General features: G+C 69.8%; 18 protein-coding genes and 1 tRNA gene. 8 read left to right on the top strand and 11 right to left on the bottom strand.

What is annotated here, in order from left to right; genetic code table 11:
• Positions 1-52: 52 nt before the first annotated feature.
• The 5 genes from AC3DEV_RS00095 to gdhA form a co-directional block, all read right to left on the bottom strand.
• Positions 53-490: a heat shock protein transcriptional repressor HspR gene (locus AC3DEV_RS00095; protein WP_132062420.1), complete on the bottom strand. Its 438-nt coding sequence runs from the start codon at positions 488-490 to the stop codon at positions 53-55.
• Complete coding sequence (gene dnaJ / locus AC3DEV_RS00090; protein WP_120286435.1) at positions 487-1,668, bottom strand: molecular chaperone DnaJ; 1,182 nt, start codon at positions 1,666-1,668, stop codon at positions 487-489. Before dnaJ ends, AC3DEV_RS00095 begins: the two co-directional genes overlap by 4 nt.
• Before the next feature lie 105 nt (positions 1,669-1,773).
• On the bottom strand, positions 1,774-2,391 hold the full coding sequence (grpE, locus tag AC3DEV_RS00085; RefSeq protein WP_488370899.1) for a nucleotide exchange factor GrpE: 618 nt from the start codon (positions 2,389-2,391) through the stop codon (positions 1,774-1,776).
• Positions 2,388-4,241, bottom strand: a complete 1,854-nt coding sequence (gene dnaK / locus AC3DEV_RS00080) for a molecular chaperone DnaK (protein WP_396468761.1) — start codon at positions 4,239-4,241, stop codon at positions 2,388-2,390. Before dnaK ends, grpE begins: the two co-directional genes overlap by 4 nt.
• A gap of 348 nt (positions 4,242-4,589) precedes the next feature.
• Positions 4,590-5,936 (bottom strand): NADP-specific glutamate dehydrogenase, encoded by a 1,347-nt coding sequence (gene gdhA / locus AC3DEV_RS00075; protein WP_067719476.1) that lies wholly within the window; start codon positions 5,934-5,936, stop codon positions 4,590-4,592.
• 239 nt (positions 5,937-6,175) lie between these two features.
• Here gdhA and AC3DEV_RS00070 point away from each other — a divergent pair, with 239 nt between their 5' ends.
• Both AC3DEV_RS00070 and AC3DEV_RS00065 read left to right on the top strand, forming a co-directional pair.
• Positions 6,176-7,804 (top strand): S1 family peptidase, encoded by a 1,629-nt coding sequence (locus AC3DEV_RS00070; RefSeq protein ID WP_488370898.1) that lies wholly within the window; start codon positions 6,176-6,178, stop codon positions 7,802-7,804.
• Positions 7,805-7,980: 176 nt separating this feature from the next.
• On the top strand, positions 7,981-11,199 hold the full coding sequence (locus AC3DEV_RS00065) for a (Fe-S)-binding protein (protein ID WP_488370897.1): 3,219 nt from the start codon (positions 7,981-7,983) through the stop codon (positions 11,197-11,199).
• A gap of 81 nt (positions 11,200-11,280) precedes the next feature.
• Here the strand turns inward: AC3DEV_RS00065 and AC3DEV_RS00060 are convergent, their stop codons facing one another.
• Positions 11,281-13,125: an NAD(P)/FAD-dependent oxidoreductase gene (locus AC3DEV_RS00060; protein ID WP_488370896.1), complete on the bottom strand. Its 1,845-nt coding sequence runs from the start codon at positions 13,123-13,125 to the stop codon at positions 11,281-11,283.
• Positions 13,126-13,193: 68 nt separating this feature from the next.
• Here AC3DEV_RS00060 and AC3DEV_RS00055 point away from each other — a divergent pair, with 68 nt between their 5' ends.
• Both AC3DEV_RS00055 and AC3DEV_RS00050 read left to right on the top strand, forming a co-directional pair.
• Positions 13,194-14,276 carry a helix-turn-helix domain-containing protein gene (locus AC3DEV_RS00055; RefSeq protein ID WP_488370895.1) on the top strand — a complete coding sequence of 361 codons (1,083 nt, stop codon included), beginning with the start codon at positions 13,194-13,196 and terminating at the stop codon, positions 14,274-14,276.
• Positions 14,277-14,342: 66 nt separating this feature from the next.
• Complete coding sequence (locus AC3DEV_RS00050; protein WP_096906698.1) at positions 14,343-15,596, top strand: pyridoxal phosphate-dependent aminotransferase; 1,254 nt, start codon at positions 14,343-14,345, stop codon at positions 15,594-15,596.
• A gap of 38 nt (positions 15,597-15,634) precedes the next feature.
• Here the strand turns inward: AC3DEV_RS00050 and AC3DEV_RS00045 are convergent, their stop codons facing one another.
• The 4 genes from AC3DEV_RS00045 to AC3DEV_RS00030 all read right to left on the bottom strand — a co-directional run bounded on the left by AC3DEV_RS00045 (position 15,635) and on the right by AC3DEV_RS00030 (position 19,499).
• Complete coding sequence (locus AC3DEV_RS00045; protein ID WP_488370894.1) at positions 15,635-17,056, bottom strand: UDP-glucose dehydrogenase family protein; 1,422 nt, start codon at positions 17,054-17,056, stop codon at positions 15,635-15,637.
• A gap of 92 nt (positions 17,057-17,148) precedes the next feature.
• The gene (dcd, locus tag AC3DEV_RS00040) at positions 17,149-17,712 is read right to left on the bottom strand and encodes a dCTP deaminase (RefSeq protein ID WP_067719486.1); all 564 of its coding nucleotides are present in this window, start codon (positions 17,710-17,712) and stop codon (positions 17,149-17,151) included.
• The gene (locus AC3DEV_RS00035; protein WP_488370893.1) at positions 17,693-18,481 is read right to left on the bottom strand and encodes a hypothetical protein; all 789 of its coding nucleotides are present in this window, start codon (positions 18,479-18,481) and stop codon (positions 17,693-17,695) included. Before AC3DEV_RS00035 ends, dcd begins: the two co-directional genes overlap by 20 nt.
• Positions 18,482-18,650: 169 nt before the next feature.
• Positions 18,651-19,499 (bottom strand): hypothetical protein, encoded by an 849-nt coding sequence (locus AC3DEV_RS00030; RefSeq protein ID WP_488370892.1) that lies wholly within the window; start codon positions 19,497-19,499, stop codon positions 18,651-18,653.
• Between the two features lie 217 nt (positions 19,500-19,716).
• Here AC3DEV_RS00030 and AC3DEV_RS00025 point away from each other — a divergent pair, with 217 nt between their 5' ends.
• Together AC3DEV_RS00025 and AC3DEV_RS00020 are read left to right on the top strand one after the other, a co-directional pair.
• Positions 19,717-19,971 carry a hypothetical protein gene (locus AC3DEV_RS00025; RefSeq protein ID WP_067719492.1) on the top strand — a complete coding sequence of 85 codons (255 nt, stop codon included), beginning with the start codon at positions 19,717-19,719 and terminating at the stop codon, positions 19,969-19,971.
• A gap of 61 nt (positions 19,972-20,032) precedes the next feature.
• A tRNA-Gly gene (locus tag AC3DEV_RS00020) sits at positions 20,033-20,103 on the top strand.
• Between the two features lie 53 nt (positions 20,104-20,156).
• Here AC3DEV_RS00020 and AC3DEV_RS00015 read toward each other — a convergent pair.
• Positions 20,157-21,173: a methyl-accepting chemotaxis protein gene (locus AC3DEV_RS00015; RefSeq protein WP_488370891.1), complete on the bottom strand. Its 1,017-nt coding sequence runs from the start codon at positions 21,171-21,173 to the stop codon at positions 20,157-20,159.
• A gap of 103 nt (positions 21,174-21,276) precedes the next feature.
• Here AC3DEV_RS00015 and ppsA point away from each other — a divergent pair, with 103 nt between their 5' ends.
• Together ppsA and AC3DEV_RS00005 are read left to right on the top strand one after the other, a co-directional pair.
• On the top strand, positions 21,277-23,607 hold the full coding sequence (ppsA, locus tag AC3DEV_RS00010) for a phosphoenolpyruvate synthase (protein WP_488370890.1): 2,331 nt from the start codon (positions 21,277-21,279) through the stop codon (positions 23,605-23,607).
• Positions 23,608-23,798: 191 nt separating this feature from the next.
• Positions 23,799-25,637, top strand: coding sequence for an acyl-CoA dehydrogenase (locus AC3DEV_RS00005; protein ID WP_488370889.1), 1,839 nt, complete (start codon positions 23,799-23,801; stop codon positions 25,635-25,637).
• Positions 25,638-25,993 lie beyond the last annotated feature (356 nt).

Genomic DNA, 25,993 nt, shown 5'->3' with positions numbered 1-25,993 from the left:
GCCGAACTATATTAGGTGAGGCTTCGCTATGAAAGTCGGGCGGATCCGGTCATCAGCCGTCGCGGCGGCCCGTCTCCCGCTGGTGACGGGGCCGCCACACGACCACCGACGTCGAGCGGGGCACGTGGACGAGTTCACCGCCCGCCCGGGCGGAGGACCCGGAACGGCGACGGAGTTCGGCGACCTCCTCGACCAGTTCGGACACGCGGCTGCGCAGGGCGTCGACCTGATTGGTCAGCTCGATGATCCGCTTGATGCCGGCGAGGTTGACGCCCTCCTCCTGGCTGAGGCGCTGGACCTCGCGGAGCAGTGCCACGTCCCGCAGCGAGTAGCGTCGCCCACCGCCGCTGGTGCGCTCGGGGGTGACGATCCCGAGGCGGTCGTAGGTTCGCAGGGTTTGGGCGTGCAGCCCGGACAGTTCGGCGGCCACTGAGATCACCAGGACGCTGTCGTCGGGCCCCAGCTCCCCGACGTCACGCCGGGGGCTCATGCCGACCCGGCCCAGCCCGACCGCGGATCGAAGCCGGCGGCGCGCAACGCGTCGTCATAGGCGGCGAGCTCGGCTTCGGCCATCCCGGCGGGGGGCGTGGCCACCCGGAGAGTGACCTTGAGGTCACCGGTTCCGGACTTGCGTGCGATACCCCGGCCGCGCACCCGAAGGATCTGTCCGTCGCGGGAGCCAGCGGGGATCTTGACGGTCACCCGCCCGGTGAGCGTGGGTACCGACACCTGGGCGCCGCGGACCAACTCCGGGTAGGACACCGGCAGGTCGACGAGCAGGTCGGCCCCGTCGCGGTCGAACACCTGGTCCTTCTGGACGGTGACCGTCACGTACAGGTCGCCCGACGGTGCCCCGCGGAAGCCCGCCTCACCCTGCCCGGAGAGCCGGATGCGCTGGCCGTCGGAGACGCCGGCCGGGACCTTGACGTTGATGGTGCGGGTGCGGTCCGTGACGCCGCTCCCCGCGCACTCGGTGCACGGGTCGTCGATCTTGGACCCGGTGCCGCCGCAGTCGGTGCAGGGCTCGGCGAAGCCGAAGGCCCCCTGGGTGCGCTGGGTGACGCCGGCACCGTGGCAGGTGCCGCACACCTTGGGGCTGGTCCCCGGCTTCGCGCCACTGCCGTGGCAGATCAGACACGGCGAGGCGGAGGAGAGTTTGATCTGGACCGTCTCGCCGAGGGCGGCCTCACGGAAGGACAGGGTCAGGGCGGTCTCGACGTCCTGGCCGCCCCGCGGGCGCTGTGCCCGGCCGCGGCCGGCCCCGCCGCCACCCGGGCGGGCCTGGTTGAACAGGCCGCCGAACAGGTCGGAGAATCCCCCGGCACCGCCGGCGGGCCCGCCGCCACCGAAGAGGTCGTTGATGTCGAAGTCACCGCCGGAGGCGGTGTACCGGCCCCCGCCACCCGGGGCGAAGCCGCTGAACCCGCCGGAGGTGACCTGGTCGCGGAAGGCGTCGTACTCCTTGCGCCGGGCGGGATCGCCGATGACGTCGTTGGCCTCGCTGATCCGCTTGAACTTGTCCTCCGCGGCCGCGTTGCCCGGGTTGGAGTCCGGGTGGTTCTCCCGCGCGAGCTTGCGGTAGGCCTTGCGGATCTCGTCCTGGGTGGCGGACTTGGAGACGCCCAGTTCGGCGTAGTAGTCCTTCTCGACCCATTCGCGCTGACTCACCAGACGCCTCCCTTCTTCTTGTTGCAGTTCGTCTTCTTATTGCAGTGTTCGGGTCTACGAATTCTCTCAGTTCCCCGGCACGTCCGGGGTGGTGAGCCGGGTGGCTCAGCGGACGATCACCATCGCCGTCCGCAGGGTCCGCTCACCGTGGCGGTAGCCCTTGCGCAGGATCGTGCCCAGCACGGGATCGGATCCCTCGGACTCGTCCTGCACGGCCTCGTGGAGGGCCGGGTCGAACGCGTCACCCTCCTCGCCGAAGGCCTCGACGCCCTGGGCGGTGAGCAGCGCGCGGACCTTGTCGGCGAAGACCTTGAGCGGCCCCTCGGCGAGGTCGCCGTGCGCCTCGGCCCGGTCGAGGTCGTCGACGATCCCCAGCAGCTCGGTGAGGACCGAGCCCTTGGCGGTGTCGATGATCGACTGGCGGTCACGTTCGACGCGGCGGCGGTAGTTGGCGAACTCCGCCGACACCCGCTGCAGGTCCGCGGTCCGCTCGTCGAGCTGCGCCTGCAGCGCGGCGGCCGGATCGTCCGCGGGAACGTCCCCGGTCGGGGTGCCCCCCGCGTCAGCGGCATCGGCTGCGGTGCCGTCGGCGTCGCTGTCGGTCGACGGCGGGGCGTCGTCGACGATCTCGGCCTCGACCGCCTCGGCGGCCTGCTCGGCCTCGTCGTCGGCGCCGGCCCACGCCGCCTTCTCGGAGGCGTCGGTCTGCTCGGGGCGGGTCACTTGGACTCACCCTTCGTCTCGTCCTCGTCGACCACCTCGGCGTCGACCACGTCGTCGTCGGCCGCGCCCGCACCCGACGCGTCGCCGGCCTCGGCACCCTCGGCCGCGGAGGCCTCGTAGATGGCCTGGCCGACGGCCTGCGCCTCGGTGTTGACCTTCTCGACCGCGGACTTGATGGCGTCGACGTCCGAGCCCTCGAGGGCGGTCTTGGCCTCGGCGATCGCGGCCTGGAGCGACTCCTTCTTGTCGGCCGGGATCTTGTCCTCGTTCTCCGAGACGAACTTCTCCGTCTGGTAGATCGTGGACTCGGCCTGGTTGCGGGCGTCCGCCTCCTCGCGACGCTTGTGGTCCTCGGCGGCGTGCTCCTCGGCGTCCTTGATCATCTGGTCGATCTCCTCCTTGGACAGGCCGGAGCCGTCCTGGATGATGATCGTGTTCTCCTTGCCGGTGCCCTTGTCCTTGGCGGTGACGTGGACGATGCCGTTGGCGTCGATGTCGAAGGTGACCTCGATCTGCGGCACGCCACGCGGCGCGGGGGCGATACCGGCGAGCTCGAACGACCCGAGCAGCTTGTTCTGCGCCGCCATCTCGCGCTCACCCTGGAAGACCTGGATCTGCACGGACGGCTGGTTGTCGTCGGCGGTCGTGAAGGTCTCCGAGCGCTTGGTCGGGATCGTGGTGTTGCGCTCGATGAGCTTGGTCATCACGCCACCCTTGGTCTCGATGCCCAGCGACAGCGGGGTCACGTCGAGCAGCAGGACGTCCTTGACCTCACCGCGGAGCACGCCGGCCTGCAGCGCGGCACCCACAGCCACGACCTCGTCCGGGTTGACGCCCTTGTTGGGCTCCTTGCCGCCGGTGAGCTCCTTGACCAGGTCGGTCACGGCGGGCATACGGGTCGAACCGCCGACCAGCACGACGTGGTCGATGGAGCCGACCGAGATGCCGGCGTCCTTGATCACGGCCTGGAACGGGTTGCGGCAGCGATCGAGCAGGTCCTGCGTGATCTTCTGGAACTCGGCACGCGAGAGCGTCTCGTCCAGGAAGAGCGGGTTCTTGTCCGCGTCGACCGTGATGTACGGGAGGTTGATCGAGGTGGACTGCCCGCTGGACAGCTCGATCTTGGCCTTCTCCGCCGCCTCGCGCAGGCGCTGCAGGGCCATCTTGTCCTTGGTCAGGTCGATGCCGTTCTGGGCCTTGAACTTGTCGACGAGCCAGTTGACGATCCGCTGGTCCCAGTCGTCGCCACCGAGGTGGTTGTCACCGGAGGTCGCGCGGACCTCCACGACGCCGTCGCCGATGTCGAGGAGGGAGACGTCGAAGGTGCCGCCACCGAGGTCGAAGACCAGGATGGTCTGCTCCTTGTCGCCCTTGTCGAGGCCGTAGGCCAAGGCGGCCGCGGTGGGCTCGTTGACGATGCGCAGGACGTTGAGGCCCGCGATCTGACCGGCGTCCTTGGTGGCCTGACGCTGGGCGTCGTTGAAGTAGGCCGGAACGGTGATGACGGCGTCGGTGACGTCCTCACCGAGGTAGGACTCGGCGTCGCGCTTGAGCTTCTGCAGCGTGCGGGCGCTGATCTCCTGCGGCGTGTAGGTCTTGTCGTCGATCGAGTCCGACTTCCAGTCCGTGCCGATGTGGCGCTTGACCGAGCGGATGGTGCGGTCGACGTTGGTGACCGCCTGGTTCTTCGCCGGCTGGCCGACGAGGACCTCGCCGTTCTTGGCGAACGCGACGACCGACGGGGTCGTGCGCGCGCCCTCGGCGTTGGCGATGACCGTGGCGTCGCCGCCCTCGAGGACCGCGACGGCCGAGTTGGTGGTGCCGAGGTCGATGCCTACTGCACGTCCCATGATGTTCTCCTTCTACTGACGTGTACGGGTTCTCTCTAAGCGGACCCGGCTCAAGGCTCGGATCGATGGCTCCACCCTGCCCGCTGGTGGTCTGCCGCGTCAACCTGAGTTGAGCCTGTCCCGCTGAGGTTTGTCGCCCCGTATAACCCCCACCCTGCCGGATCCATTCCGGCGGTGGCGCAACTCACACTATTCATTGAGCCCAGCGGGCTCAACAACGAGAAGAGCGCCCCGGCCACCGCCTCTCGGCGGTGCGGCTCGGAGCGCTCTTCGCGTGGAAAGAAGAAGAAGGTGCGGGAAGGAGAAGAAGGTACGACGACGACGAGGTGCGCCGTCACCCGGATCAGATCAGATGACACCCTGCGCGAGCATGGCGTCGGCGACCTTGCGGAACGCGGCGATGTTCGCCCCGGCCACCAGGTCACCCGGGGCGCCGTATTCCTCAGCGGTCGCCGCCGCGGTGGCGTGGATGGAGGTCATGATGCGGTCGAGCTCGGAGTCCACCCGCTCGAAGTCCCACAGCAGCCGACCGGCGTTCTGCCGCATCTCGAGACCGCTGGTGGCCACGCCGCCGGCGTTGGCGGCCTTGGCGGGCCCGAAGAGGATGCCGGCCTGGTGGATGACCTCCACCGCCTGCTCCGTGCACGGCATGTTGGCGCCCTCGGCGATCACGCGGCACCCGTTCTTGGCGAGCGTGCGCGCCTCCTCGGCGTCGAGCTCGTTCTGGGTGGCACAGGGCAGCGCGATGTCGCACTCCACGTCCCACACGGAGCCGGTCTCCCGGTAGGTGCAGTTGCCCCGCTCCCGCGCGTAGGCCGACAGCCGTTCGCGGCGGACCTCCTTGACGTCCAGGAGCAGGTCCAGGTCGAGACCGTCCTCGTCGTGGACGTAACCCTGGCTGTCCGAGCAGGCCACGACGGTCGCGCCGAGCTGGGCCGCCTTCTTGGCCGCGTAGATCGCGACGTTGCCGGAGCCGGAGACGACCACCCGGGAGCCCTCGAGGCTGTACTCGGTGTCGCGGAGCATCTCGCGGACGAAGTAGACGAGCCCGTAGCCGGTCGCCTCGGTGCGCGCCCACGAGCCGCCGTACCCGACGCCCTTGCCCGTGATGACGCCCGCCTCGTTGCGGCCGGTCACCTTCCGGTACTGGCCGTACAGGTACCCGATCTCGCGCCCGCCCACGCCGATGTCACCGGCCGGGACGTCGAGGTCGGCACCGATGTGGTGCGCGAGCTCGGACATGAAGGACTGGCAGAAGCGCATCACCTCCGCGTCGCTGCGGCCGTGCGGGTCGAAGTCCGAGCCTCCCTTGCCGCCGCCCAGGCCGAGACCGGTGAGGGCGTTCTTGAAGACCTGCTCGAACCCGAGGAACTTCAACGTGTCCTCGTCCACGGACTTGTGGAAACGCAATCCGCCCTTGTACGGGCCGAGATCGGAGCTGAACTGCACACGGAAGCCCCGGTTGACCTGGACCGCACCGGCGTCGTCGACCCACGGCACCCGGAAGGACACCACGCGCTCGGGCTCGATTATCCGCTTGAGGATCCCGCCCTCGACATACTCCGGGTGCTGCTTGACCACGGGTGCGAGTGACTCCAGCACCTCGTGCACGGCCTGCCGGAAGAGGTGCTGTCCGGGATTGCGTCGCACCACGGTGTCAAGGGCGTCGTGCAGTGCGGCGTCAGCGTCGGACATGGGACCTCCGGGTAATGAGTCTTTGGTGATGACGCGTACGTCGTTGCCGAAGAGGCAGCCTAGCGGCAGGGCCCCCGATTCTCCGACTCAGCTGCGTCACATGAATCGACGACCGAATCCCACTAATCACACGTGTCACACTGGACTCACTAATCACATCTCCGTAATCTGAGCCGCGACACACCGAGCCACTGCCGGTCGACGCGCCGTCGCCCAGCCGTGCATTCCGGAAGGCCATCATGCGTATCACCTCGAAGTTCGCCGCCGTCGCCGCCGCCGCGGCGCTGGTGGTCACCGCGACCCCTGCCGGCGCGGCCCCCTCCCCCACACCCGGGAGCCCGGCTCCGTCCGCCTCCCGCCCCGCCGTCGCCCAGCCCCTGCCGGCGTTGGCCGACGCGCTCGGCCCGGAGCTGACCTCACTCGTCGAGGCACTGCGACGTGATCTCGGACTCACTCCCGAGCAGTTCCTCGCCCAGGCCGGCATCGGAGAACGTCTGGCCGAGGCCCGTCCCCGGTGGGAGCAGCAGTTCCGTCAGTCGTTCGGCGGCGTCTGGCTGGACGAGGAGGGCACCGGCCTGGTCGGTGTGTTGGCCGGCGCCGCCGGAGACGAACTGCGCGACGAGGCCACCCGGTCCGGGTTCACGGTCAAGGACGTGGCGCTGACCACGAGCGAACTCGAGGCTCGCGAGCGCCAGGTCATCAAGATCATCGAGGGCACCCCCGAGGACATGCAGGACCTCGTCACCGACGTCCGCGTCGATCCGACCCGCAACGCGGTCGTCGTCACGACCCGCGGGGGCGAGGCCGCGCAGCTCGGGAACCTCGACGCCCGCCTGCGGGACCTCGCCGAGATCGACATGATCGAGGCCCCCGACCCGGCGTTCGACACGGCCCCGTTCGGCAGCGAGGGGGGAACCGGGTCCGACGGCGGCCCGACCGTCGACGGCATCGAACCGGCCACCACCCGCGCGGACGACCCGGACGGGACCGGCGCGGCGCCCGGGAGCGGCGGCGACTCCGGCTCGCTCGGCAGCCTGGCCCTGCTCAATGACGCCGGCCTCGTCCCCGAGGGCCCCATGCGCACGGTCATCGACCTCCTCGCCGGCCTGACCCCCGGCACCGGGTCGATCATCGACGGGATGATGGCCCAGACCATGGTCGACCCCGGCACCCCCGTGCCCGAGGACCAGCCGCGCGCCATCGAATCGGTCCCCGCTCCGGCGGGGCCCGTCACGGGCGGTACCGCGTACCAGGTGGGCGTCCCGGGAGGAATCCTCGAGTGCTCGACCGGGTTCAACGGTGAACTGGACGGCAAGCCCGTCGTCATCACCGCCGCGCACTGCGCCGGCGCCGACGGCACCCGCGCCGCCCTCGCCGACGGCGAGGAGTTCGGCACCATGACCCGCAGCGAGCGGGAGGGCATCGACACCGCCCTCATCGCGGTCGACGACGACGTGGCGGACCGGTTCCGTTCCAATCTGGTGGGAGACGGGCCGGACAGCACCCAGGAGATCATCGGCACCGCGGACCCGGTCGTCGGACAGAAGGCCTGCAAGACCGGATTCCGGACCGGCTTCTCCTGCGGGACGATCTCGCAGGTCGGCGCCACGATCGACGTGGCGGGCACGCGCACCATCTCGAACGCCTTCACCGTGGACCTGTGCGCCCTGCCCGGCGACAGCGGCGGCGTCGTCTTCTCCGGCGACAGGGCCCTGGGCATCTCGAGCGCGTCCAACGTCGCGGACTCCGTCACCTGCGCCGACGCCGACGCCGTGGCCCGGACGGCCGGGTTCACCCCGCGCCTGTCCGCCGTCCCGATCGCCGACGTCCTCGCCGCACACCCCGGGCTGACGCTCCGGACCAACTGACCCTCCCCTTCCACGCGGGCCCCGCCTGCGAGTGGAGCCTGCTCCGGTAAGGGCAGCCTCAACTCGGCAGACGGGGCCCGCGTGGCTTACCTTTGACCTCGACACAGTCGACGGGCGCGCCCACAGGTTCCTATGAGTGCTCGTGCGTCGAGAAGTGCGACGAAAGGCCGCGAACCATGTCAGGCGTGACCATCACACTCGGGACGATCGGCGTCCTGCTCAGTCTGTTCTGTTGGGCATCCTTCATAGGCGGCGTCACGCGCATGGTGCGCAGCCTGTTCCTGGGACAGAAGGACGGATTCGACCGGCTGCGGCCGATCCTGCCCCGTTTGAAGAACGTCATCGTCGAGGTGGGCGCCCACACCCGGATGGCCCGCAAACGGTCGGTGGGCTTCTTCCACTGGTTCGTCATGGTGGGCTTTTTGCTCGGCTCGATCGTCTGGTTCGAGGCCTACATCCAGACGTTCAACCCCCGCGGTGGCTGGCCCTGGCTGTCCGACCAGGCCTGGTACCACGCCGTCGACGAGTTTCTGGGCCTGGGCACCGTCATCGGCATCACCGTGCTGATCATCATCCGTCAGATCAACCAGCGTCGCGGCCTCAACCGCTTCGTCGGCTCGGACCGCAAGGCCGCCTACTTCGTCGAGACCGTCGTGCTCCTCGAGGGCCTGGGCATGATCTTCGTCAAGGCCGGCAAGCTCTCACTGCAGGCCGCCGACGGGTACGACTTCCACTGGTCCACCGACTGGGTCACCGGCCCGCTGTCGACGATCCTGCCGGCCAACGAGCTCATGGTCTCGGTCTTCGCGCTGATCAAGCTGCTCACCGGCATGATCTGGCTGTACGTCGTGGGCCGCAACATCACGTGGGGCGTCGCCTGGCACCGCTTCTCCGCGTTCTTCAACATCTACTTCAAGCGCGAGGCCGACGGCCGCACCGCGCTCGGCCCGCTCAAGCCGATGACCATGGACGGCGTCCCGCTGACCATGGAGAAGGTCGAGGAGCTCACCGAGGCCGACGAGGACTTCGAGCCCAAGCTCGGCGCGGGCGCCATCGAGGACTTCTCGTGGAAGGGCTGGCTGGACTTCTCCACCTGCACCGAGTGCGGCCGCTGCCAGGAGCAGTGCCCCGCCTGGAACACCGGCAAGCCGCTGAGCCCCAAGCTCATGATCATGTCCCTGCGCGACCACGGTGCCGCGAAGGCGCCGTACCTGCTCGCCGGTGGGCAGACCACGATGGGCGAGGAGACCGGACTGGTCGACGCCGAGGGCAACCCCGACGAGGCCAAGCTCGCCAAGATCCCGGAGGCGGCCCGCCTCGAGGCCCAGCGCCCCCTCGTCGGTCACACCACCGCGGACCTCTCCGACGACCCGATGGCCGCCGGCATCATCGACCCCGAGGCCCTGTGGTCCTGCACCACGTGTGGCGCCTGCGTCGAGCAGTGCCCGGTGGACATCGAGCACGTCGACCACTTCATCGACATGCGCCGCTACCAGGTCCTCATCGAGTCCGAGTTCCCGACCGAGCTCGCGGGCCTGTTCAAGAACCTCGAGAACAAGGGCAACCCCTGGGGCCAGAACAACTCCGGTCGCGACGAGTGGATGAACTCCCTCGACTTCGAGATCCCCGTGATCGGCAAGGACATCGAGGACTTCGCCGACACCGAGTACCTGTTCTGGGTGGGCTGTGCCGGCGCCTTCGAGGACCGCGCCAAGAAGACCACCCAGGCCGTGGCCTCGCTGCTGCACACCGCCGGTGTGAAGTTCGCGGTGCTGGGCCAGGGCGAGACCTGTACCGGCGACTCGGCCCGCCGCGCGGGCAACGAGTTTCTGTTCCAGATGCTCGCCCAGCAGAACATCGAGGTCATGAACGACGCGTTCGACGGCGTGCCCGCCGCGCAGCGCAAGGTCGTCGTGACGTGTGCCCACTGCCTCAACGCGCTGAAGAACGAGTACGGCGACTTCGGCGGCGACTACCAGGTGGTCCACCACACGCAGCTGCTCAACCGTCTGGTGCGCGAGAAGCGCCTCGTGCCGGTGGCCCCGATCGACGGTGGCGTCACCTACCACGACCCGTGTTACCTCGGCCGCCACAACCAGGTCTACGAGGCCCCGCGTGAGCTCATGGACGGCTCGGGCGTGACCCTCACGGAGATGCCCCGTCACGGGCAGCGGTCCATGTGCTGTGGCGCCGGTGGCGCGCGCATGTGGATGGAGGAGACGGTCGGCAAGCGGATCAACATCGACCGTGTCGACGAGGCCCTGTCGACCAAGGCCACGAAGATCGCCACGGGCTGCCCGTTCTGTCGCGTGATGCTCTCGGACGGGGCCACCGCCCAGACCGACGGCACCGAGCAGGAGGGCCAGGTCGAGGTCGTGGACGTCGCCCAGCTGCTCCTGGAGTCCGTCTCCCGTGACGGCGGCCTGCCCGAGCCTCGCGAGGCCGCGTGGCTGGAGCAGCCCACGCGTGAGAAGACGAAGGCGGAGAAGGAGGCCGAGCAGGCCGAGCGCGACGCCGCCGAGGCGGAGTCCGCCACGGCCGCCGCCCCCGCTGCCCCGGCCGAGGCCGCGCCGGACAACGCCGTCGTCGACGAGGGCGAGGGCGCGGAGGTCGCCGCCGCCGGCACCGGTGGCGCGGCCAGCGCGGCCGAGGCCGGCCCGTCGGCCGCCGATTCGACGGGCGCACCCAAGTCGGGTGGCCTCAAGCTCGGTGGCGGCGGCAAGGCCCCAGGCGGCCCCAAGGCCCCCGGCGCTCCGAAGGCCCCCGGCGCCGCCGGGAGCGGCGAGTCCGCCACCGAGGCCCAGTCCGCGGTGAAGGACGCCGAGCGCACGGAGGAGACCCGCGAGGCCGCGCAGGGTTCCGCTCCGGCCACCACCGGCGCTCCCAAGCCGAGCGCCGGTGCGCCGAAGTCCGGCGGGCTCACCCTGGGTGGCGGGGCCAAGGCGCCCGGCGGGGCCAAGGCTCCGGGCGGCGCGAAGGCCCCGGGCACGGCCAAGGCAGCGGCGTCCGAGCCGTCCGCGGGCGAGTCCGCCGCCGCGCAGACCGAGACCGCCGATGCCGGGTCCGCCACGGACACCGCACCGGCCGCGCCCGCGAAACCGGCCGTCGGCCTGGGCCTCAAGGGTGGAGCGAAGGCGCCCGGCGCGCCCAAGGCACCCGGTGCTCCGAAGGCCCCGGCCGCCGCCCCGGCGACCGAGGCCCCGGACAAGGCCGAGCCCGCCGACTCCGCCGCCCAGGCTGAGACGGCCGAGGCTGAGTCGCCTGCGACCGAGTCAACTGCGACGGAGTCAACTGCGGCAGAGTCGACGTCGACCGACGCCCCGGCGAAGCCCGCGTCGGGCGGGGCGATCCCCCGCTCGAAGAAGTCCGGAGGTTACGGCCTCTCTCTGGGCTGACGCCCACCGGGCGCCACCGCGGCCCGTGATCAGGTCTCCTGATCACGGGCCGCGGTCGTTTCATTTCCGTGTTGTCCAGCGTCAGCAGGGGTGGTGAGCTTCTTGAACCTGGTAGACGGGTGTCGGGATACCCTCCATCCGGGCCTTGAGCTGCAGCGCGAGGTACCTCGAGTAGTGGCGGGACTGATGCAGGTTGCCCCCGTGGATCCACAGTTGCTCGACGTTGGTCGGCTTCCACATGTTGCGCAGCTCGCCCTCCCACGGGCCGGGGTCGCGTGTCGTGTCCGACCCGTAGCCCCACACCTTCCCCACCCGGTCGGCGACCTCCTGGGACACCAGGTCCACGAGCCACTGGTTCATCGACCCGTACCCGGTGGCGTACACGATGATGTCCGCCGGAAGCACCCGGCTGCCGTCGAGCTCGACGCCGTCGGGCAGGATGCGTGACACCTGGCCGCTCTCGAGCGCGACCTCGCCGTCGATCAACAGCTGACTCGCACCGACGTCGATGTAGTAACCCGACCCGCGCCTGAGGTACTTGAGGAACAAACCGGAACCGTCCTCCCCGAAGTCGAGGTCGAATCCCACCTCGCGCAACTGCTGGTAGAACTCCGCGTCCTTCTCCGCCATCTGCTCGTAGACCGGGATCTGCGCCCCCGGGAGCAGCCGGTAGGGCCACGAGGCGAAGAGCATGTCCGCCTTCTCCGTGGTCACACCGGCATCGAGAGCCTCTTCCGAGTAGAGAGGACCCAGTGCGAGGGACATCAGGGATTCACTGCGGGAGATGTGCGTGGACGAGCGCTGCACCATGGTGACCTCCGCACCGTGATCCCACAGAGCGGCGCAGATGTCGTGAGCCGAGTTGTTCGATCCGATCACCACGGCCCGCTTGCCCGCGACGTCGCCCTCGCCCGTGAACTCGGACGAGTGCCACTGCTGGCCGGTGAAGTCCTCCGAGCCCTCGAACCGCGGGACGTTCGGGTATCCCGACACCCCGAGCGCAAACACGAGTTGGGTCGGGCGCAGCGTGACCTTCTCGCCACGGCGGTCGACCTCGACCCGCCACGTCCCGGAGTCCTCGTCGAAGTCCGCCCTGAGGCACTCCGTCCCTGACCAGTAGTCGAGATCCATGATCGCGGTGTAGTGCTCGAGCCAGTCACCGACCTTGTCCTTCGCGGGGAACACCGGCCAGTCTTCGGGGAAAGGGATGTACGGCAGGTGGTCGTACCAGACCGGGTCGTGCAGGTGGAGCGACTTGTAGCGCTTGCGCCATGAGTCACCCGCCCGTTCGTTCTTCTCGATGACGATCGTGGGCACCCCGAGGCGCTTGAGACGAGCGGCGAGCCCGATACCACCCTGGCCTCCGCCGATGATGACGGCGTAGGGCTGCTCGGTGTACCCGAGGGTCTCCTGGCGCTCGGTCTTCTGTTCGAGCCAGGTCTTCCGGCCCCGGGTGACGACGTGCTCCACCCCCTGGTCGCGACTGTGCCGCTTCTTCTCTTCGTGGCCCTTGAGTTCCTGCAAGGTCGTCAAGAGCGTCCATGCCCGCCCGTCCCGTAGGCGCAGATGGCCCCACCCGCGGCCCGCGCCCGTCTCGAAACGCACCCACGCCTCCACCACCCCGTCGCTGTCGGTGGCGGGCTCGTCGAGGGCCCACCCGGACGGTTCGACGGCGGCGAGCTGGTCGCTCAGCATGTCGCGGATCTGGTCGCGACCCTCGAGTGTCCTGAGGTTCCACGTGAAGGCGACGAAGTCGCGCCAGTACCCGTCGGTGTCGAACAGCTCGGCCGCCCGACCCGGGTCCCCCGACTGCAGGGCATCGTCGAAGGCCGTCAACCACCGTTCGACTACCAGGTCCGGCTGCCCACGGTCGATGCCCGGGCCCCCCGGGCTCCGGTCGGCCGGTGCTTGCTGAGTCTCTGTCATGTCCACTCCTCCACTTCCTGTAGCTTCTGGGATGACGTAGATCACACTTTCTTCCTAAGGGGGTGGCAATGTCGTTGCACGCGACGTTGCGGTTCTCCGACCCGGGGGCGTTCGCAGCGCAGTCGATCAGGGCGCACGAGTCCGCCTTGGCCGGCGGGCCTCCCTCCGACCTGGATTCGCGCCTCCTGCGCGCATGGAGGCGCAGCGGCGAGGCCGGCGTCTCCCCCGACCAGGAACTCCCGGCGAGCGTGCTGTCCGGCGATGAACTCGCGCGCGCCCGGGCGGGCACCCCGCTACGACACATCGCGGAGGACGTCGTCTCCTCACTGGCGGACACCTCCGTGGCCGGGCGGCACGTGGTCGTGATCTCCGACGTCCGTGGTCGGGTGCTCTGGCGTTCGGGCAGTGCGCAGGTGCTTCGGCGGGCGGACTCGATCGCGTTCGCTGAGGGTGCCGACTGGTCCGAGCGGGGCATCGGCGCCAACGGGATCTCGATGGCGCTCGACGCAGGGACGCTCTCGCACGCCACGGCCGGGGAGCATTTCGTGCGCGCGCACCACGGGTGGACATGTACGGCGAGTCCCATCAGGGACCCCCACGGACGGGTCCTCGGTGTCCTCGACGTCTCGCATCCCCTCCGGTTCTCGTGCGCCGAGACCGTCTCGCTGGTCCGGTGCGGTGTCCGCCTCGCCGAGACGCTGTTGACCGCCCGGGGCACCGCGACCCCCGCCGTCGCCCCCGGGCCGGATGCCCCCGGCCCGCACGACCCACATCCCGAACCCGATGGGACGCGCTCCCCCGTGACGTCGATCCGTCTTCTCGGGTGGAAGCCGGCGGTGGTCCGTGCCGACGGGACCTCCGTCGCCCTGACCCCGAGGCGGGCAGAACTCCTCGCGCTCCTGGCCTCGCGGGAGGCGTGGTCAGCGCGCGCCCTGTCCGAGGCCCTCTATGACGACGGGTCCGCCACGACCACGGTGAGGGGCGAGGTCCGGAGACTTCGCCAGGCCACCGGTCTGAGCATCGGATCGCAGCCCTACTGTCTGGCGGCGCACGAGCGGCAGTGTGTGGACTACTTGTCCGTCGAGCATCCTGATGACCTCCTGCCGGACTCGGAAATCCCGGCGATCGTCGACCTGCGGTACGGGATCTGACCCCGCACCCCTCCCGGCCGGTCCGTGACACCGGACACGCGGACCGAGGTGGCACAATCGCAAGGTATGACGCCTGAGACCACGGGACGAACGCTCCACCAGCTGCGCACTCTCGACCAGTCCTCCAAGCTCAAGGACGTCCTCTACGAGATCCGCGGGCCGGTACTGGCCAGGGCCAACCAGCTCGAGGCCGAAGGTCACCGCATCCTCAAGCTGAACATCGGCAACCCCGCGCCGTTCGGGTTCGAGGCGCCGGACGTGATCATGCGCGACATGATCGCCGCGCTCCCCCACGCGCAGGGCTACTCGGAGTCCAAGGGCATCCTGTCGGCCCGCCGGGCGATTTTCACGCGCTACGAGCTGGTCCCGGACTTCCCCCGTCTCAGCGTGGACGACATCTACCTCGGCAACGGCGTGTCCGAGCTCATCACCATGTCGATGCAGGCGCTGCTGGACGACGGCGACGAGGTCCTCATCCCCGCACCCGACTACCCGCTGTGGACCGCCATGACCTCACTCGCCGGGGGCAGGCCCGTCCACTACCTCGCCGACGAGCAGGACGACTGGAACCCGTCGCTCGAGGACATCGCCTCCAAGATCACCCCGCGAACCAAGGCCATCGTGGTGATCAACCCCAACAACCCGACCGGCGCGGTCTACTCGCGTGAGGTCCTGCAGGGGATCGTCGATCTCGCCCGCGAGCACAGTCTGCTCATCCTGGCGGACGAGATATACGACCGGATCGTCTACGACGAGGCCGAGCACACCTCCATCGCCACCCTCGCCCACGACCTGCTCGTGCTGACCTTCAACGGACTGTCCAAGACCTACCGTGTGGCGGGCTACCGGGCGGGCTGGCTGGCGATCACGGGCCCCAAGGCGCACGCGGCCGGCTTCCTCGAGGGGTTGGAGCTCCTCGCGTCCACCCGCCTGTGCCCCAACGTGCCCGCGCAGCACGCCATCCAGGTGGCGCTCGGTGGCTATCAGTCGATCAACGAGCTCATCGAGCCCGGCGGCCGGCTGCACGAGCAGCGGGGCATCGCGTGGGAGAAGCTCAACACGATCCCGGGCGTGAGCTGCGTCAAGCCCATGGGCGCGCTGTACGCCTTCCCCAAGCTGGACCCGAACGTCCACGAGATCCACGACGACCGGCTGTTCGCCCTCGACCTGCTCGAGCAGGAGCGGATCCTCGTCACCCAGGGCACGGGCTTCAACTGGCCGGACCCCGATCACTTCCGGGTGGTCACCCTGCCCGCCTCCCGCGATCTGGGCGTGGCGATCGAGCGGATCGGCAACTTCCTGGCCTCGTACCGGCAGTAGCCCGGGGGCCACGTCGGCCGGTGTCAGGTCGGCCGGGGTCAGGTCGACGGGTGCCCGGAGCGCATCGACGGGACGACCCCCGGCCCGGCGGGGGCCGTCCCCGTGCGGCGGGTGGCGCCCTCCACCGGCACCCCGCGTCCGAGTGCGCGGTAGGTCCAGCCGGCGGCGCGCCAGCGGTCGGCGGGCATGCAGTTGCGACCGTCCAGCAGGACCCGGCCGCGCGCCACCCCGGTGACCGCGGCCGGGTCCAGCTCGACGAACTCGGGCCACTCGGTGGCCACCAGCACCACGTCGGCGCCCTCACAGGCGGCCAGCGCCGACCCGGCGTACGTCAGCGTGGGAAACAGGGCGCGGGCATTGTCCAGGGCCTGTGGGTCGTACACGACGGTGCTCGCGCCCTTGAGCGAGAGCATGCCCGCCACGTTCAGCGCCGGCGAGTCCCGCACGTCATCGGAGTTCGGCTTGAACGCCGCCCCCAGCACGGCGACGGTCTTGCCGATGACCGTCCCGCCGCACGCCTCGACGGCCAGGTCCACCATCCGCTCGCGTCGGCGCATGTTGATCGAGTCGACCTCCCGCAGGAACGTCATCGCCTCGTCCGCGCCCAGCTCACCGGCGCGGGCCATGAAGGCGCGAATGTCCTTGGGCAGACACCCACCACCGAAGCCCAGGCCGGCATTGAGGAAGCGCCGCCCGATCCGCTTGTCCATGCCGATCGCATCGGCCAACACCGTCACATCGGCGCCGGCGGCCTCACACACCTCCGACACCGCGTTGATGAAGCTGATCTTGGTCGCCAGGAACGCATTCGCGCTGACCTTGACCAACTCTGCCGTAGCCAGGTCGGTGACGATCACCGGGCACGGATCTGCCTCCAGGATCGGCGCGTACGCCTCGGACACCAACTCCCGCGCGAGCCCCAGTGCCGACTCACCGCCGGCCAGGCCGATCACGATCCGATCCGGCGTCAGGGTGTCCGCCACGGCGAAGCCCTCGCGGAGGAACTCCGGGTTCCACAGCACCTCGACGCGCACCCCGTCCGGGGCGCGGGAGTCGGCGATCTGTTGCAGCCGTGCGGCCGTGCCCACCGGCACCGTCGACTTGCCCACCACCGCCGCATCCGCGGACAGCAGGGGCGTCAGCCGCGCCACGACGTCCTCCACGTGCGAGGTGTCGGCAGCGAACTCACCCTTGCGCTGCGGGGTCCCGACCCCTATGAAGTGCAGGTCGGCGAAGGCGGCCGCCTCGGCGTAGTCGGTGGTGAACCGCAACCGCCCCGACTCCACGTGCCGCAGCAGGATCTCCGGCAGCCCCGGCTCGTAGAACGGCACCTCGCCCAGGCGCAGCCGCTCAATCTTGGCCTCGTCGACATCCACCCCCAGCACCTCGTGGCCCAGCTCGGCCATGCAGGCGGCGTGGGTGGCACCGAGGTACCCGGTCCCGAACACGGTCATACGCATGGCGCTGTTCTACCCCGTCGACGCGGCGCGGCGGGAACGGGCTGGTGAACGGCGGGCGAGCAGTGCGCGCCGGATGGCCGCCGTCCGGCGGGTCACCGGAAGTTCAGGTACGCCTTGGAGGCGGTGGGGCCGCGCTGGCCCTGGTACTTCGAGCCCACGGAGGCACTGCCGTACGGGGTCTCGGCGGGACTGGAGAGCCGGAACAGGCACAGCTGGCCGATCTTCATCCCGGGCCACAGCGTGATGGGCAGATTCGCCACGTTCGACAGCTCGAGGGTGATGTGGCCGTCGAACCCGGGGTCGATGAAGCCGGCAGTAGAGTGCGTGAGCAGCCCGAGTCGACCGAGCGACGACTTGCCCTCGAGCCGGCCGGCCAGGTCGTCGGGCAGCCGGAGTCGCTCGAGGGTGGCTCCCAGGACGAACTCGCCGGGGTGCAGGACGAACGGGTCCCCCTCGGCGGGCTCGACCAGTTCGGTCAGCTCGTCCTGCTGCTGCGCGGGGTCGATGTGGGTGTAGCGCGAATTGTTGAAGACCCGGAACATCCGGTCGAGCCGGACGTCGATGCTCGACGGCTGGATCAGCGCGGGGTCGAGGGGGTCGATCCCCAGCCGCCCGTCGGCGAGCTCGGTACGGAGGTCACGGTCGGAGAGCAGCACGGTCCTGAGGGTACCGCGCGCCTCCCGCGAGCAACCGGAGCTGGGTCCCCAGCTCGGTGACGTCCGTGCAGGCCTCGGCGAACGGCAGCCGTTCGCGCCGGGCGCGACCCTCGCGGTCCGTCAGCTCGATGTCGACGCCGGCGCGGTCGATGCCGATCAGGAGGGGGCGCTCGGCGGGCAGGCACCGGCAGACACGCAGGGCCAGCCGCGGCACCACCTGGCAGCGCGGATCGTTGAGGTGGTCGAGCCAGTGCCCTTCGAGGTCGGTGAAGGGGTCGGGCCCGGAGGTGGCGAGGTCGTCCAGGGCGATGTCGGTGACGCCGGAGTCGTCGGTGAGCAGGATCCGCTCCGTCCGGAGCCGGACGAGTGCCGACTCGGATCCGACCCCGAGCAGGGCGGAGTCGGGCAGGTCTCGCGCGATGTGGGTGGCGGCGTGGCGTTGGGCGCGCGTGTCGATCTGTTCGACCAGTCCGTCGACGACGACGAGGCGGCGACACCGGCCCCGGGCTGCCCCGCCGAGGATCTCGTCGAGTACCTCGAGACGGGCGTGCACTCCCCCGGACGGGATCGCGGCGGCGTCGGCGGTCGGGATGACGAGGCTGAGGTCGGCCGTTCCGGAAGACCGGTGCGCGAGCGCGACCGCGGGAGTGGCGTTCACGCGGGAGCCGACGGTGGGAGCGGGGAGACTCAGCGTGGCCCTCGCGCAGCGCCGCAGTGCCGAGCTCGCCCGTTCGGCCGGCTCGGGAACGGGTCCCACCAGTGATCGCATGCCTTCGTCCTCTCGTCATCGCGGTCCCGGCCTTTTCCGTTCCGGCGCCTCAGGGGTAGTGGCGCCGGAACGGAAAACACCGGAGCGGGGACGTGACTACCCGCAGCGATTAACTTAGGTAAGGCTTACCTGTAAAGGCAAGGCTTTCAGCGAATTCTTGTGAAGTGATTCACCGCGTCAGCGCGGAGAGTTGGGCGAGAACGTCGTCGGAATCGGCGCAGACCTGCGCGAACGGAAGTCTGACGAGGTCGCGGTACCCGCCACCGGTCGATCCGATGTGGAGGTCGACCCCGTACCGGTCGATCGCGACGATCCGCGGATCCGTGCCCGCGATCTGCCGCCCGGCACGCAACGCGAGACGGGAGGCGAGCCCGGTGTCGGCGGCGAGGCGGTGCAGCCAGACCTGCTCGTCGACGCCGATCGGGTCGACCGCCGCGGCGGCGAGGGACGCCCGGGGAACCACGTGGACGCCGTCCGCGGTGAGGTAGGTGATCTCCAGTGGCTGCAACTCGCTCAGGCGGAGCGACCCGCCCTCCGAGTTCGGGCCCGTCCCGCTGCCGTCGGCGGTGACCAACCTGCGCCGACGCGCAGGGGACGAGGCCGTCACGATCCCGGAGAGGGTGACAACTCCCCGGGCGACAGCGCAGCCGTCGTCGTCGCCCCCGGCAGCGCGCCCCCCACCGCCGACCCCTCCGCGTCCCGCACCACACGACGCGGGTCGGCCGTCGAGAGCGAACGACGGGCGCGGCGCGGAACCCCGGCACCGACCGGTACACACCGTGTCGACGATCTCGACGGTGGCGGTGGCCCCGGCGGCCGCGACCCGGTCGACGTCACCGGCCTCACGCGACATGCCCCCCACGTCGACCACCAGGACGATCACCCCGTCGCCCCGGACGCGCGCCGAGCGCAGCGGCCGCCTGAGCATGCCGGCCTCGATGGTGCCGGCCGCACCGCGGGCGAGCACCGTCCGCACCCGCTCGGCGATCGGCCGCTCCATGGCTTCGTGCACGTCCACCACGCACCTCCTGCAGGGCTGAGCCCGCGGACCGGCCATCCGGTCGCACAAATCGGACTGTCCTCCAGTTCAGCGCATGGCACACCCCTTTCGTTCCCGAACCGACCCTCGAAACCACGTGAGACCTGCCACATCCCGGCGCCCCCCCGGCCCGGCGACCCCCCTGGAGGGCCTGGCGGATATGCACCGACCCCCGCTGACGTGGTGAAATAGGCGCATGGACGAGATCAGGGACGAGCCCTCGAGGTACTTCTGGCGCTGGACCCAGTGGTCGTGGGTGTGTGTCGGCGTCGCCGTACTCATCGTGCTGATGGGGATCACCGGCGGCGGATCGGTCACGCCGTGGATCATCGGCGCGATCGCGGTGGCGGTGATCGGGGGCGTGGCGTTCGGATTCGTCCCCCGCGCGTCGCTCAACCAGCCCAAGCGGCCGATGACCACGGGCGCGAAGCGCAAGTCCGCCCGGAAGTGACCCCACCGCGCCTGCGGCCACCGGGGCTCGTGCTAATCTGAAGCCGCCTCCAGCAGGCACTGCCGATGTAGTTCAATGGTAGAACTTCTGCTTCCCAAGCAGACAGCGCGGGTTCGATTCCCGTCATCGGCTCCGCAAGACGAGAGGCCTTCCCAGATCGGGAGGGCCTCTCGTCATTCAGGAGATCACTCGGTCTTGCCGTTGTCCCCGCCGCGGCGGCGCAGGAGTTGGAATCCGGGGATGCCGGCGACCGCCTCGAGGCACTGTTGCGCCACCTCGAGGATCTGGTGGACCTCGGGCGCGACGGTGTCCAGGGAGGCCAGGACCGGCATGACATCGTTCTCGAGGGTGTCTCCCAGCGCCGGCAGATGGTCGATGAACTGGATGACCGCCTTGATCTCGTCCGGGTCGACCGACTCGAGGACGTCGTCGGCGATCGGCTCGAGCAGCCGGATCGTCTTGTCCGCCCACGTCAGGACCTCGGTCATCCGGGTCGCGACGACCCGGGCGGTTTCCGCATCCAGGTCGGCGTCCACGAGCAGTGCCTCGACGACCGGCCTGACCTGAGCGAAGGTGGAGTCCGCGAAGTCGACGAGCGGGACGACCCGTTCGATGAGCCCGCCGGCGTCGAGGACCAGATCGTCGGCGGTGTCCACCGTCGTCCGGACTCGAGCCACCACGCTCTCGGCGGAATCGATGGTGCCGTCCACGCGCCGCACCACGCCCTCGGCGGAATCGACGGTGCCGTCCACGCGCCGCACCACGCCCTCTGCGGAATCGATGGTGCCGTCCACGCGCCGCACCACGCCCTCGGCGGAATCGACGGTGCCGTCCACGCGCCGCACCACGCCCTCGGCCGAGTCGACGGTCGAGCCCACCCGGCCCACGATCCCCTCGGCGGCGGAGACCGTGTCGGCGACCTCGTCGACGACCCTGTTGGCCCTCGCCACCGTGGTGCGGACACCGTCGACCGTGTCGACGGCGGTGGCAACGATCCCGTCGATCTGGCGCACGGTGCGGCTGACCTCGTCGAGCAGGTCCTGGATCCGGACGACCACGTCCTCCACGTCCGCGAGCAGCACGAGGACGCGGGCGGGCAGCATCAGCAGTTCCCTGGCCATTCTCAACTCCCACTCCACGACACGGAACGCCGTTCCCACCACGGAGGAAGCGGAGGGAACGCGGAGCTGGATGTCTGCCATGCGCTGATTGTGCCTGAACCACCCACACCGGGCAGCCGGACTGCGCACCATGGAGACAGCGACGGTTCCGACCGGTCGGGCCGCGATCTCGAAGGAGCGAGCGATGGACGCACGATGGGTCGCCGATTTCGCCGAGCTACGGCTCGCGGACGCACCGGAGTACGGCGGGAAGTCCGCGAATCTCGGGGAGATGACGGGCGCGGGGTTCCCGGTGCCGCCGGGCTTCTCGGTGGGCCAGTCCGCCTACCTCGCCGCGATGGAGACCGCCGGTGTCCGATCCCTTCTCCACGACGGGCGGGTCCCGGAGGAGGGAATGAGCGAGGCGGAACTGATGTCTCGCGCGGCGGAGTTGAGCAGCACCGTCGCCGGGGTGGAGATGCCGTCCCGACTGCGCGAGGAGGTCGTGGCGCACTACCGGTCGCTGGGGCCGGACGTCCCGGTGGCGGTCCGCAGCTCCGCGCCCGCGGAGGACGCCGGTGACACCTCCTTCGCGGGGATCCACGAGTCCTACACGGACGTCGTCGGCGAGGAGGCCGTGCTCGAGGCGATTCAGGACTGCTGGTGTTCGTTGTGGACGCCGCGCGCCATGACCTACCGGGCCGTGTCGGGGTACGACGACGAACCGTCGATCGCGGTCGTGGTGCAGAAGATGGTCCGTTCCGACACGTCGGGGGTGGCCTTCACCGCCGACCCTCGCACCTCCCAGGTCGACAGGGTGGTGATCGAGGCGGCGTTCGGGCTCGGCGAGGTGGTGGTGGGCGGCAAGGTCGAGCCGGACACCTACGTCGTCTCCAAGTCCGACCTCCGCCTCCTCACCGTGCACGTCGGCCGGAAGGTCGCACGGATCATCGCGGGCCGGACGGCGGACGGGCTCGTCCCCGTCCCGGAGGCCGAGCAGTTGGACCGGGTGCTCGATGACGACCAGGTGCGGCGGGTCGCCCGCCTCGCAGTGATGTCCGAGCAGCACTACGGCGTACCACAGGACACCGAGTTCGCGTTCGAGGACGGTGAGCTGTACATCGTGCAGACCCGCCCGATCACCACGCTGGACGCCGACGCCGGGCGTACGGGCGGTCCCGGGGCTGGGGAGGCAGGCGGGGCTGCCGGGGCCACGGGGGATGAGGTGGAGCCGATCGTCTCCGGCCTCGGCGCCGGGCCCGGCACCGCGATCGGGACCGCACGCGTCCTGACAGAGCTGTCGGACGGAGTGAACCTGGCGGCCGGCGAGATATTGGTCGCCACGATGACCGACCCCGACTGGCTGCCGATCCTCCAGCGCGCCGCCGCGATCGTCACCGACGAGGGGGGCGTGACCTGTCACGCCGCCATCGTGGGGCGCGAACTGGGGCGTCCCGTGATCGTGGGCACGCGGTCGGCGACCGCCGACATCGCCGACGGGCAGACCATCACCGTCGACGGCACCGCCGGCGTCGTCTACCCGGGAGAGGTCCGCGCGGCCACGGCACCGCAGGCTCCCGCCGATGCCGGTGCGGCTCCCGAGGTGCGCACACGCGAGGTCACCGCCACAGCCGTCTACGTCAACCTCGCGACGCCCGACGCAGCGGCGCGGGTCGCGGCGATGGACGTCGACGGCGTCGGCCTGCTGCGGGCGGAGTTCCTCATCACCAGCGCTCTGCAGGGGTTGCACCCGCGCCGGCTCATCGCGGAGGGCAGGACGGAAGAGTACGTGGAGCGGATGGCCTCGGGGATCAGCACCATCGCCGCCGCCTTCGATCCGAGGCCCGTGGTGTACCGCGCCACCGACCTGCGGTCCAACGAGTTCCGGGGGCTGCTCGGAGGGGAGGTGGAGGCCGAGGAGCGCAATCCGATGATCGGCTACCGGGGCTGCTTCCGCTACACCCGGGAACCTGACCTGTTCCGGTTGGAACTGGACGCGCTCGAGCGGGTGCGGCGGCGGCACCGGAACCTGCACCTGATGATCCCGTTCGTCCGGACCGGGTGGGAACTGCGTGCTTGTCTGGACATCATCGACGCCCACCCGATCGGTCGCGACACGGGGCTCAAGCGCTGGATCATGGCCGAGGTGCCCTCGGTGGTGCACTGGATCCCCGAGTACGCCGCCATGGGAATTGACGGCGTATCGATCGGTTCCAACGATCTCACCCAGTTGACGTTGGGGGTCGACCGCGACTCGGAGGTGTGTGCGGACCTGTTCGACTCGATGGACCCGGCGGTGCTCGCGTTCATCGACCAGATCATCGACCGCTGCCACGAGTCCGGCCTCACCGTGTCCCTGTGCGGACAGGCGGCGTCGACCGATCCCCGGATGGCCGAGCACCTCGTCCGGAAGGGGGTCACGTCGGTCTCCGTCACGCCGGACTACGCGGAGATGACCCGGCGCACCGTCGCGCGGGCCGAGCGGACGATCCTGCTCGACGCCGCCCGGGCCGCCGCCCGTCCCGGGCGTGACTGACCGCGCGGCGCGCCCTTGCAGGTCCGCGCCGAAATCAGAGCCTTCCCTCACCTTGGACTGTTTGCTGACAACGCACTAGCATCAGTTTTGTTACCGGCGAGTAGGTTCCGGTGTGCCCGCGGCACCCCGCACCGACCCTTCCGGGCACCACCATTGCCACGGCACCGCACTGTCGATCGGAGAAGACCGTCATGGGTCACTACAAGAGCAACGTCCGCGACCTCGAGTTCAACATGTTCGAGGTCCTGCGTATGAACGAGGCACTCGACGCCGGCGAGTTCGGCGACATGGACACCGAGACCGCCAAGGGAATCCTCTCCGAGGTCGCGACCCTGACCGAGGGCCCGGTCGCGGAGTCCTTCGCCTCCGCCGACCGCAACCCGCCGGTGTTCGACCCCGAGACCCACTCGGTCTCCATCCCGGAGGACTTCAAGAAGTCCTTCAAGGCCTGGTACGACGCCGGCTACTGGTCGATGGGACTGCCGGAGGAGCTCGGCGGGATGCCGGCCCCCCGCGCGATGGTGTGGGCCACCGGCGAGATGATGCTCGGGGCCAACCCGGCGGCGTTCATGTACGGCGCCGGCCCCTCCTTCGCCGCCGTCCTCTACGAGAACGGCACCGAGGAGCAGAAGCAGTGGGCCGCCACCTGCGTCGAGCGCGGCTGGGGAGCGACCATGGTCCTCACCGAGCCCGACGCCGGCTCCGATGTCGGTTCCGGCCGCACGAAGGCGATCAAGCAGGACGACGGCTCCTGGCACATCGAGGGCGTCAAGCGCTTCATCACCTCGGCCGACTCCGACGACATGTTCGAGAACATCTTCCACCTGGTCCTGGCGCGCCCCGAGGGCGCCGGCCCCGGCACCAAGGGCCTGTCGCTGTTCTTCGTGCCGAAGTTCCACTTCGACTTCGAGAAGAACGAGATGGGCGAGCGCAACGGGGTGTTCGTCACCGGCGTCGAGCACAAGATGGGCCTCAAGGTCTCCACGACCTGCGAACTGACCTTCGGCGGTCACGGCGTGCCCGCCAAGGGCTGGATGGTCGGCGGCGACGAGCTCAACCAGGGCATCCGTCAGATGTTCGATGTCATCGAGCACGCGCGCATGATGGTCGGCACCAAGGCCATCTCCACCCTGTCGACCGGCTACCTCAACGCGCTCGAATTCGCCAAGGAGCGTGTCCAGGGCGGCGACATGACCGAGATGGCCGACAAGACCGCCCCGCGCGTCACCATCACCCACCACCCGGACGTGCGGCGTGCGCTGATCCGCCAGAAGGCGTTCGCCGAGGGTCTGCGCGCGGTGTACATGTACACGGCGGCCCACCAGGACGTCGAGACCGCCGCGCGCGTCTCCGGCGCCGACGGCGAGCTGGCCCATCGGGTCAACGACCTGCTGCTGCCGATCGTCAAGGGCGTCGGTTCCGAGCGCGCCTACGAGCTGCTCACCGAGTCGCTTCAGACGTTCGGCGGGTCGGGCTTCCTGCAGGACTACCCGATCGAGCAGTACATCCGCGACGCCAAGATCGACTCCCTCTACGAGGGCACCACCGCGATCCAGGCACAGGACTTCTTCTTCCGCAAGATCGCCCGTGACCGCGGCACCGCCGTGGGCCACGTGTCGGCGCAGATCAAGCAGTTCCTGGACAGCGACGCGTGCGGCGGCCGACTGGCGGCCGAGCGGGAGCTGCTCGCGACCGCTCTCGCGGACGTCGAGGCCATGATCGGCACGTGCTTCGATCACCTCATGGGTTCGCAGGACGACCCCAAGCGCCTGTATACGGTCGGGTTCGCCTCGGTGCGCGTCCTCATGGCGTTCGGTGACCTCATGATGGGCTGGCGTCTCCTGGTCGGCGCAGAGGTCGCCCTCGGCGCGCTGGACGGGGCGTCCGACGACGACAAGGACTTCTACAACGGCAAGATCGCCGCCGCCCGGTGGTTCGCCAAGAACGAGCTGCCCCTGATCAGCGCCACCCGCGCGATCGTCGCAGACCTCGACAACGAGCTGATGGCGCTGGACGAGTCCGCGTTCTGATCCCCACCTGACGGGCCCTTCTGGGTCCCCACCGTCGATCCGCCGCCCCTGCCCGGGCGGCGGATCGACTCGTTTCGCCGGACGCGGGCGGCCCACCCCCACGAATCGGCTACCCGGATTCCCGATCCGCTATGCCGATGGGAATAGCGCGGTGATTGTCAACCTGTTGTGAGTCATTCAGGCGGCGATGAGGGTTGCCGCGATCGGTGGGATCGTCAGTCGTGAGCCGTCGTTTGCCAGGTTGATCGTGACGGTGGTGTTCGGGGTGGGGATCTGGGGTCGTTTGCGGTAGCGGCCCGCGTGCTGGCGGTAGTGCTCATCGAGCCTGGTCTGCCGGGCGCGGGCCGTGTCGACCC

It is taken from the genome of Dietzia sp. IBK-p2-15D (assembly GCF_057773105.1).
This window is presented reverse-complemented; position numbering and strand designations above follow the sequence as displayed.